This is a genomic window from Streptomyces sp. NPDC059534 (assembly GCF_042743475.1).
GTDB lineage: Bacteria > Actinomycetota > Actinomycetes > Streptomycetales > Streptomycetaceae > Streptomyces.
Map to the genome: position 1 here is coordinate 1 of NZ_JBHWAQ010000088.1, position 7,858 is coordinate 7,858.

At 66.9% G+C, this 7,858-nt stretch carries 7 protein-coding genes and 5 pseudogenes; 8 read left to right on the plus strand and 4 right to left on the minus strand.

The window, feature by feature from the left end; all coding sequences use genetic code 11:
* From ACFVZH_RS39435 to ACFVZH_RS39445, 3 pseudogenes are all read left to right on the plus strand, one after another.
* Positions 1-177 (plus strand): annotated as a pseudogene (locus ACFVZH_RS39435) (IS701 family transposase); the annotation flags it as partial.
* Positions 178-388: 211 nt separating this feature from the next.
* Positions 389-1,198: pseudogene (locus ACFVZH_RS39440) on the plus strand (IS5 family transposase); the annotation flags it as partial.
* Positions 1,190-1,548: pseudogene (locus ACFVZH_RS39445) on the plus strand (HAD family hydrolase); the annotation flags it as partial. The pseudogenes ACFVZH_RS39440 and ACFVZH_RS39445, both read left to right, overlap by 9 nt.
* A gap of 15 nt (positions 1,549-1,563) precedes the next feature.
* Here ACFVZH_RS39445 and ACFVZH_RS39450 read toward each other — a convergent pair.
* A pseudogene (locus ACFVZH_RS39450) lies at positions 1,564-1,695 on the minus strand (transposase); the annotation flags it as partial.
* 288 nt (positions 1,696-1,983) lie between these two features.
* Between ACFVZH_RS39450 and ACFVZH_RS39455 the strand changes: the two are divergent.
* Positions 1,984-2,487 (plus strand): N-acetyltransferase, encoded by a 504-nt coding sequence (locus tag ACFVZH_RS39455; protein WP_384905358.1) that lies wholly within the window; start codon positions 1,984-1,986, stop codon positions 2,485-2,487.
* Between the two features lie 256 nt (positions 2,488-2,743).
* Here the strand turns inward: ACFVZH_RS39455 and ACFVZH_RS39460 are convergent, their stop codons facing one another.
* The gene (locus ACFVZH_RS39460; RefSeq protein WP_384905360.1) at positions 2,744-3,064 is read right to left on the minus strand and encodes a hypothetical protein; all 321 of its coding nucleotides are present in this window, start codon (positions 3,062-3,064) and stop codon (positions 2,744-2,746) included.
* Between the two features lie 396 nt (positions 3,065-3,460).
* Here ACFVZH_RS39460 and ACFVZH_RS39465 point away from each other — a divergent pair, with 396 nt between their 5' ends.
* Both ACFVZH_RS39465 and ACFVZH_RS39470 read left to right on the plus strand, forming a co-directional pair.
* The gene (locus ACFVZH_RS39465) at positions 3,461-3,655 is read left to right on the plus strand and encodes a hypothetical protein (protein ID WP_384905362.1); all 195 of its coding nucleotides are present in this window, start codon (positions 3,461-3,463) and stop codon (positions 3,653-3,655) included.
* 54 nt (positions 3,656-3,709) lie between these two features.
* Positions 3,710-4,180: a GNAT family N-acetyltransferase gene (locus ACFVZH_RS39470; protein ID WP_384905364.1), complete on the plus strand. Its 471-nt coding sequence runs from the start codon at positions 3,710-3,712 to the stop codon at positions 4,178-4,180.
* Between the two features lie 3 nt (positions 4,181-4,183).
* Here ACFVZH_RS39470 and ACFVZH_RS39475 read toward each other — a convergent pair whose 3' ends face one another.
* Positions 4,184-5,317, minus strand: a complete 1,134-nt coding sequence (locus ACFVZH_RS39475) for an IS630 family transposase (protein WP_384905366.1) — start codon at positions 5,315-5,317, stop codon at positions 4,184-4,186.
* Between the two features lie 244 nt (positions 5,318-5,561).
* Here ACFVZH_RS39475 and ACFVZH_RS39480 point away from each other — a divergent pair, with 244 nt between their 5' ends.
* Positions 5,562-6,020 carry a DUF6326 family protein gene (locus tag ACFVZH_RS39480; protein ID WP_384905368.1) on the plus strand — a complete coding sequence of 153 codons (459 nt, stop codon included), beginning with the start codon at positions 5,562-5,564 and terminating at the stop codon, positions 6,018-6,020.
* 212 nt (positions 6,021-6,232) lie between these two features.
* Positions 6,233-6,883, plus strand: a pseudogene (locus ACFVZH_RS39485) (IS4 family transposase); the annotation flags it as partial.
* Positions 6,884-7,087: 204 nt separating this feature from the next.
* On the opposite strand, the gene ACFVZH_RS39490 reads toward ACFVZH_RS39485, so the two are convergent.
* Positions 7,088-7,720 (minus strand): hypothetical protein, encoded by a 633-nt coding sequence (locus ACFVZH_RS39490; RefSeq protein ID WP_384905370.1) that lies wholly within the window; start codon positions 7,718-7,720, stop codon positions 7,088-7,090.
* Between the last annotated feature and the right edge of the window lie 138 nt (positions 7,721-7,858).

The following is a 7,858-nucleotide window of genomic DNA, read 5'->3' on the forward strand; positions in this document are numbered from 1 at the left end:
TGCGGCCTGGACGACTACCAGGTCCGCCGCTACCCCGGCTGGCACCGCCACATGACCCTCGCCATGGCCGCCCACGCCTGCCTCACCGTCCTGCGGGCCCGCGAACTCGACACCGACAAAGCAGAAACGGATCCTCCCAGCTCATACCCCTCACCCTCCCCGAAATCCGACGACTGATCCACCGCCTCACCCACCGCCGGCCCGCCTCGATCGACCACATCCCGCACTGGTCACACTGGCGCCGCAGACGACAACACCAAGCCCGCATCAGCCACTACAAACGGCGCGACCACACACCACCCGAAACCGATAAACCATCACAACAAAGACCGTTGCAGTACTAGGCAGTGTCTTCAAATGATCACCGCTGGTGGATCATGGTGTCGTGATACGTCGTCATGAACTGTCTGATGCCGAGTGGGAGTTCGTCCGGCCGTTGTTGCCCGAGTCGTTGTGGGGGCGGAAGCGGCTGGACGACCGCCGGGTGCTGAACGGGATCGTGTGGAAGTTCCGGACCGGGACGGCCTGGCGGGATGTGCCCGAGCGTTACGGGCCGTGGGCCCACGCTCCATACCCGTTTCCGCAGGTGGGCGGCGGACGGCACGTTCGACCGGATGCTGCGGGCGGCGCAGGCGAAGGCGGACGCGGCGGGCGACATCGAGTGGCTGGTGTCGGTCGATTCCACGGTCGTGCGGGCCCACCAGCATGCGGCCGGGGCCCGAGAAGGGGGCTTCGCGACCCGGCGCTCGGCCGGTCCCGAGGCGGTCTGACCAGCAAGATTCACCTGGCCTGCGATGGCCGGGGTCGTCCGCTGGGCTTCGTCGTGACGGGCGGCAACACCAACGACTGCACCCGGTTCACCGCCGTGATGGAGGCGATCCGGGTGCCCCGGATCGGACCCGGGCGGCCCCGGGTCCGGCCCGATCACGTCCTGGGTGACAAGGGCTACAGCTCGAAGGCGATCCGCACCTGGCTCCGCCGGCGGGGCATAGCCCACACGATTCCCGAGCGGGCCGACCAGGTCCGCAACCGGGCCCGGCGGGGCAGCCGCGGAGGCCGCCCGCCGGCCTTCGACCGCAAGGCATACAAGCACCGCAACGTCGTCGAACGCTGCTTCAACCGGCTGAAGCAATGGCGCGGGATCGCCACCCGATACGACAAGACCGCCGAGTCCTACAACGCGACCGTCACCCTCGCCTGGTCGCCAGTCGGCAGCTACCTGACAGACCGCTTCGTTTCCATGGGTTCAGCGGACCTCGGCTGGAGACCGCCGACGGCCGGTTCACAGGCCGGGTCGCCCGTCACTTCGACGAGTACGGCAAGCGGGATTTCGCGCTCGCGCAGGCGCGAGAACTGGAGCTGGCTCCCCGCTCGTGCGGGGCCGTCGGGGACAGCCGCTCCGATCTGCCGCTGTTCGCATCCGTCGGGTTGAGCGTGGCGTTCAATGCCTCGCCAGGAGCGCGCGAGGCGGCGACCGTCGCGGTGGACGACAACGACCTGCGGAGCGTGCTTCCCATCTTGAGTCACCTGGTCACAGCCACTCGTTGATGGCCGCGTGCGAAACCGTATGCCGTCGATCAGCTGCCGCCGGGTCCATATCGGCGGGCGCCCCGGCTTGTTGCCCCGGGGCAGCAACGGCTCCAGGCGGGCCCACTGGGCATCCGTCAGATCTCCACGTGCCACGAGCAAGATCATCCCACCTCAAGATCCACTTCCGATACACGCCCTGGCCGCGAGGCAAGGGCGGCCGCTTGCGCAACGGCGTCTGACTGCTGGGCCTGAGTAGGGCGGAGTGCCGTACCCCCGCCGTCACGGATGACGGGAGCGTGAGAAGCCGTTGCCATACCGATCATGGAGTCTGTCGATCGAACGGGAGACTCGATCGGGTGATCGTGGGCACTGCCCGGCATGAGAGCCGGTCCTGGCGGTATACGGGCAAAATCCAAAGGAACAGAGGGCCGCACGCTGCTACGGTCGGGCGCTATGAGCTGGCTCCCCGATAACTTCGTCCATCCCGTCCTGGTAGCGCTGCCGGGCAGTGGTCATCACCTGCGGCCGATCCGGGAGACGGACACCCCGCTCGACTATCCGGCTGTGATGGGTTCGCGCGAGCGGCTGTGGACCATCTTCGGCCCAGCCTGGGGCTGGCCTGCGGCCACCATGACCTACGAGGCCGATCAAGCGGACCTGTTGCGGCACGAGAAGGAGATCGCCGCACACCAGTCTTTCAACTACGCGCTGTTCGACGCGGCGGAGACAGCTCTGCTCGGCTGCGTCTACATCGACCCACCGGAGAGGGTCGGCGCGGACGGCGAGATCTCCTGGTGGGTGGTGGACGAGCTGGTGGGCAGCAAGGTCGAGCAGGCCCTCGATGAGCTGGTGCCGCAGTGGATCGCCGCCGACTGGCCGTTCGAGCAGCCGCGCTTCCTCGGCCGAGAGATCTCCTGGTCGGACTGGCTCGCCCTGCCGGAGCACTCCGACGCGTAAGTAGCTTTTGTCATACCGAGAGGTTCGGTTGCGGGTCGAACTTGGGTGCTCAGTTGGGTGATCGGCTCGTGGCCGGTGAATGAAAGCAGGGCCTCCCACACAGCTCATGGGTGTTGAAGTCCATTCGAGCGTCAGGAGGCCCTGTGCCTCAGTCTTCCGTGCCGGTGTCCGTGGAGTCCAACCCTGATATCCCGTCGTGTGTCTGTCTCGCCCATGCGTACGGGAACGCGGCCGACCACGGTGTGCGAAGGCGTCATTACCCCTCGGACATGACGGACCGGGAGTGGGCCCAGGTCCGTGCCGCGATGTCGGTGCCCGGCTGGCTGGAGGGCCGTGGCGGGCAGCCGGAAAGCTGTTGCCGGCTCAACCGGCCGGGCATGGGAACTCGCACGTCCTTGGGTTCGCCGGCCTCGGACAGCACCTCACTCACCGTTTCCTTCGCGATCACCAGGCGATCCCGCACGGCCTCCGTCTCCTCCAGCTCGGCAACAAGCCGGTCCAGCTCGTTCCGCAGCAACTCCACCCGCTGCCGGGCAGCGACCTCCCGCTCCTCGATCAACCCCATCACCGACGGCATCTGGCACCTCCACTGAAAAGAGAACACGACGTGTCATCTCTATTGCAGCGGAGGAAACTTCATGCTTGACCAGCGGAAACCCGGCCATCACACCCGGAAAGACAACAGATTCTGAGGCGGCCACGCCACCGGGAATGGGCGGGCGGGGAGCAGCTGCTGCCGCGATGCGGGAGGCCGGTGTGGTCGCTCCGCGTCGGTACCGGTATCACCGTGGCTGATGAGTGTGTCGCCTGAACACCATGACCTGTGTCCGCTCCACAGCGTGTGGGTCGACAGCAGGCGGGATAGGAGCCAAGGCGCGCCGTGGGTAAGGCCGGCGGACCAGCGACCCATGACAGCTCCAACTCAAAGGGACCCACCGACCTCCGCTGTACGGTGACTGCCGAGGGGGCCGGCATGAGCGAGCAGGACCTTTCGGCGTACGCATCGATGTGGACCACAGAACGCGACCAGTGGGAGCTACATCGCTTCGGCGACACCTACCTACCGATCGTGAGAGGGGACCCGCCGATGGCGTCACTGATCTGTGATGACGAACTGGCGGACCTAGTGCCGTTTCAGTCAACGTTTGCCCTGTTGTGTGTGCCGTGACGCCTGAGCGGGGGTGACACCGCTCAGGCGTCGGCGGTGTGGGAGGCTGGGCCAATGCCTGCACACCTCCGCCCTCTGGACGCCGAACACTTCCCTGCCTGGCTCGAACGTAGTCGAGCCGAGTACGCCAAGGAGCTCGTCGCTCTGGGGCAGACGTCCGAGGACGCCTACCGGCAGGCGGACGAGACCATGGCGCTCTCCTTTCCGTCCGGGACACCGACCCCGGATCACGCGGTCTTCGACGTGGTCGACGATGCCGGGGTAGCCGTCGGCTACCTCTGGATCGGACCGGACAGGAGTGACGACGCCGGTGCCTGGTGGGTCTGGGACATTGCGATCGACGCCGACAAGCGTGGTCGGGGCCTGGGCCGAATGGCCATGCTCCTCGGCGAGGAATACGCCCGGGCGCGGGGCGCTCACACTCTGGGTCTCAGCGTCGCCGGGTTCAACACCGGCGCACGTGGCCTTTACGAGTCGCTCGGCTACGAGACGACCTCGGTGAAGATGCGCAAGAAACTCGGCTGAGCCTCAGGCGACGTTTGCCCTGCCGACGACGGCGCGTAGGCGCCGGTCGTCGGCGTGACGGTTCCGCCAGATGATGTAGCGGCGGATCATGCTGCCCTGTTCCTTGTGGGTGGCGTGGTCGGTGCCGTCGAGGGTGAAGTAGCGCAGGGCGGTGAACTGGGCCTCGATGCGGTTGAGCCAGGAGAAGTTCGTCGGCGTGTAGGCGATTTCGACGTTGTTCGCGGTGGCCCAGTCGCCGACGCGCTGGCACTTCCTCGTGGTGAGGTGTGGGGAGAAGTTGTCACAGACAATCGCAATCCGTATCGACGGCGGGTAGAGGGTGCGCAGGTAGCGGCAGAACTCCAGGAACTGGGTGCGTTTCTTGACCGGCTTGATGTGGCCGTAGAGCCGGTCCCGGTTCAGGTCGAGGGCGGCGAAGAGGTGACGCACGCCGCCGTAGCGGTTGTAGGTGGCCCGGCGCCTGCGGCGTGGCTCACGGTCGGGGTCCTTGTGCTTGCCGCCGCGTTCGGCCCACTGCCGGCCGGGGTGCGGCATGAGGTTGAGCGGGCCGAACTCGTCCACGCAGAAGATGACGTCGGGCTCGCCCTCCTCGGGTATGAGCTCGCCGTCGGCGATCGGGTAGAGGTGCTCGACCCTCGCCTTCTTGGTCGAGTAGTAGGGGTCGCGGGAGGTCTTCCAGGTCTTCAGGCGTTGAAAGGAGACGCCTTCCTCGCGGAGCAGGATGCGCAGGCCCTCGTGGCTGATGTCGTCGACCACCCCCTCGGCGACCAGGAAGTCTGCCAGCTTGGTCAGACTCCAGGTAGAAAAGGGCAGGCCGTGCTCGGCCGGCTTGGACTTCGCGATCTTCTTGATCTCACGCCGCTCGGGCAGTGCGAACGTCTTCGGCCGCCCGCCCTTGTACTTCGGATACAGCGAGTCGAAGCCGTCGGCGTTGAAGTTGTGGATCACATCCCGGACCCGGTCCGCGCTGGTGAACGACACCTCGGCGATCCTCGCCACGGGCATGCCCTGCGCGGACAGCAGGACCATCTTGGCCCGTCGCCAAGTCACCACCGATCCGCTGCCCCGGCGGATGATCCGCAGCAGCCGCCGGCCCTCGTCATCATCGATCTCACGTACGCGAACTCGTTCCGCCACCCGCACACGGTGACCGCCGCCCGTCATCCGGCGAAGGACCCCGGGCGGCGCGTCACATCACAACAGGGCAAACGTTGACTGACACGGCATTAGCCTAGGGACTGCCGAGGCGTCGGGGACCGACCGAAAGAACGAGACGCCGTTTCTCCCAACGGCCGAGGCGGGTCCGGCCTCGACGCCGATGTGCCCGCCGCCGGGCTCAGCGATCGTGGACCTACCGATCCTCGCCACAACAACGGAGCCCATGATGAGAACACGTCATACCACCACCACACTGGAAGATCAGCGGATCCCGGTGAGAGCCAAGCTCGCCGCAGCGTGGACAAGCTTCATGTTCCTGTACGTCTACGTGGACATTCTCGCCTTCTTCAAGCCCGGCGTCATCGATGACATCCTGGTCGGCGTCGTCTGGGAGTTCGACATCAGCCAGACGTTGTTGATCGCCTTCCTCGCGCTCTTGGCGATCCCGATCCTCATGGTCGTGCTGTCGATGACGCTGCCCGCCCGGGCGAACCGCATCACGAACCTCATCGTGGCCTCGGTACAGATCCCCTTCGCGGCATTCAACGCGGTGGGCGAGTCCTGGACGTACTTCTACGGCCTTGGCGTCACACTGGAAGTGATCGTTCTCGCCCTCATCCTGCGGTACGCCTGGACCTGGCCCCGCACCGTCGGCGACCATGGCGACCAGCCCGGACCGTGAAACCGTTCGCGCCCAGCAGCAAGCGTGAACCCAAAAGCAGTCCCCGTCCTGTTCGGAGCCATCTGCCTCGGTGCCGCGGTGTGGGCCTCCTGGCGGTGGGACACCAACTACCACTGGGACGTCGCGTAGGGGCCTTCCAAGGCCAATGCAGTTGCCTTTGAGGTGCGGGGATCGTTGCCCCGCGTGTGACGGGGTGGGGTGCGGGCCAGCGGGTGCGGATCGGAATCCTGACGAAGGTGTTCACCGCTGAGCTGGCGGACGCGGCGATAGCCAAGCACGACCGAGCCGAGCGGCGGCGCCGCCTCCTGCCGGCGCGACTGGTCGTGTACTTCGTCCTGGCCCTGTGTCTCTTCGCCCGGGAGTCGTACGAGGAGGTACTACGGATGCTGACCAGCGGTATCCCGGGCAGCCGGGCCCTCGCGCGGGTGAACCGGTCGTCGTTGTGCCGGGCTCGCACCCGCCTCGGCGAGGACGTGCTGGAGACCGTGTTCCGCCAGGTGGCCGGCCCGCTCGCCACCCCGACCACGCCCGGCGCATGGTGGCGAGATCTGCGGCTCCTCGCCCTGGACGGCACCCAATTAGATCTCCCGGATTCGACGAGCAACGGCGACACCTTCGACGGCCCCTCCACCACCGGCGGCGTCCCCTTCGGCTTCCCCCAGGTCAGGGCGGTGGTCCTCGCCGAGATCGGAACGCACGGAGTCCTCGATGCCCGCCTCGGCGGCTACCGCGACGGAGAACGCAGCCTCGCCTACCCGCTGGCCGGCTCCACCGGCCCCGGCGACCTGGTCATCGCCGACCGCGGCTTCTGGTCGGTCGAGTTCGCTCACGCCTTCACCGTGGCGGGCGCGGATCTGCTGGTCAGGCTCCAGTCCAACCACCTCGGCACCGCCCAGAAAGAACTTCCGGACGGCTCGTACCTGTCGATGGCGCGACCTGGAAAGGACGTCCGGCTCCGAGCCGCGCGAGAGAGCCGAACGCTGCCCAAGCGCCCGGCCTCTTGCGGGCGGTGTCGTCGTCCCGGCGGCTGTGCCGTCCGGTGCACGGCAAGGGTCGGCGGGCCGCCCTCAGCACTCTTGCGCGGGCCCGATGACCGTAAGCCCCACCTGCGCGGCGAGCCAGTGGGCGTACGGCTCGCTTCTCTGGCGGCCGTCGAAGACTGCGCTGCGGACTTGGACGAGGACGGTGTGGTCGTCGGCGGGCTCGTTCCAGTGGCGGGTACGGGTGTTGAAGAGAAGTGTCACTTCAGCATGTTTGGAATCGCCATGGAATCCCGCCTCGGGCGCATCCGGCCACTCCAGCGACTGCCAGTTGATCTCGCCTGTGCTCAGGCCGATCGTCGCGGTGAAGGCGTCCTCGATACTGCCGACCGGCCGGTCCAGCATGTACCACTCCACCGGCAGCCGCCCCTCGAACGCTGCCTCCTCAGCCGGTAGGCCACTCGCCGGGACACCGACGACGAAGGCAGGCTGGTCCTCGAGCGGCACCCCTTGGAATTCTTCCAGCTCGGACGCTCCGCAGAACCAGCCCTCGGGCACGGCCTTCGCCACCCGCCGGACCTCGGCGACGGAGGAAAGCTCTGCGAAAGCGGAGACGTCGGCATACTCGCAGCGGCCGAACTCCATGAGACGGCGCGCGGTGCGCAGGGCGAGTACCGGATCAGGGGTACGGAAGACGGGATAAGCGACGTCGTTGGACATCCGCTGACTGTGCCACGGCCCGTTATCACAGGGCATCGCATTTACGAGCTGGTGCGTGATTGCGTTGGAGACGTGGGGGTCTGAGCTGGGGGTTTGTGTCAGCCGGTGGTGTTGCGGTCGGAAACGAGGCTGGCGATG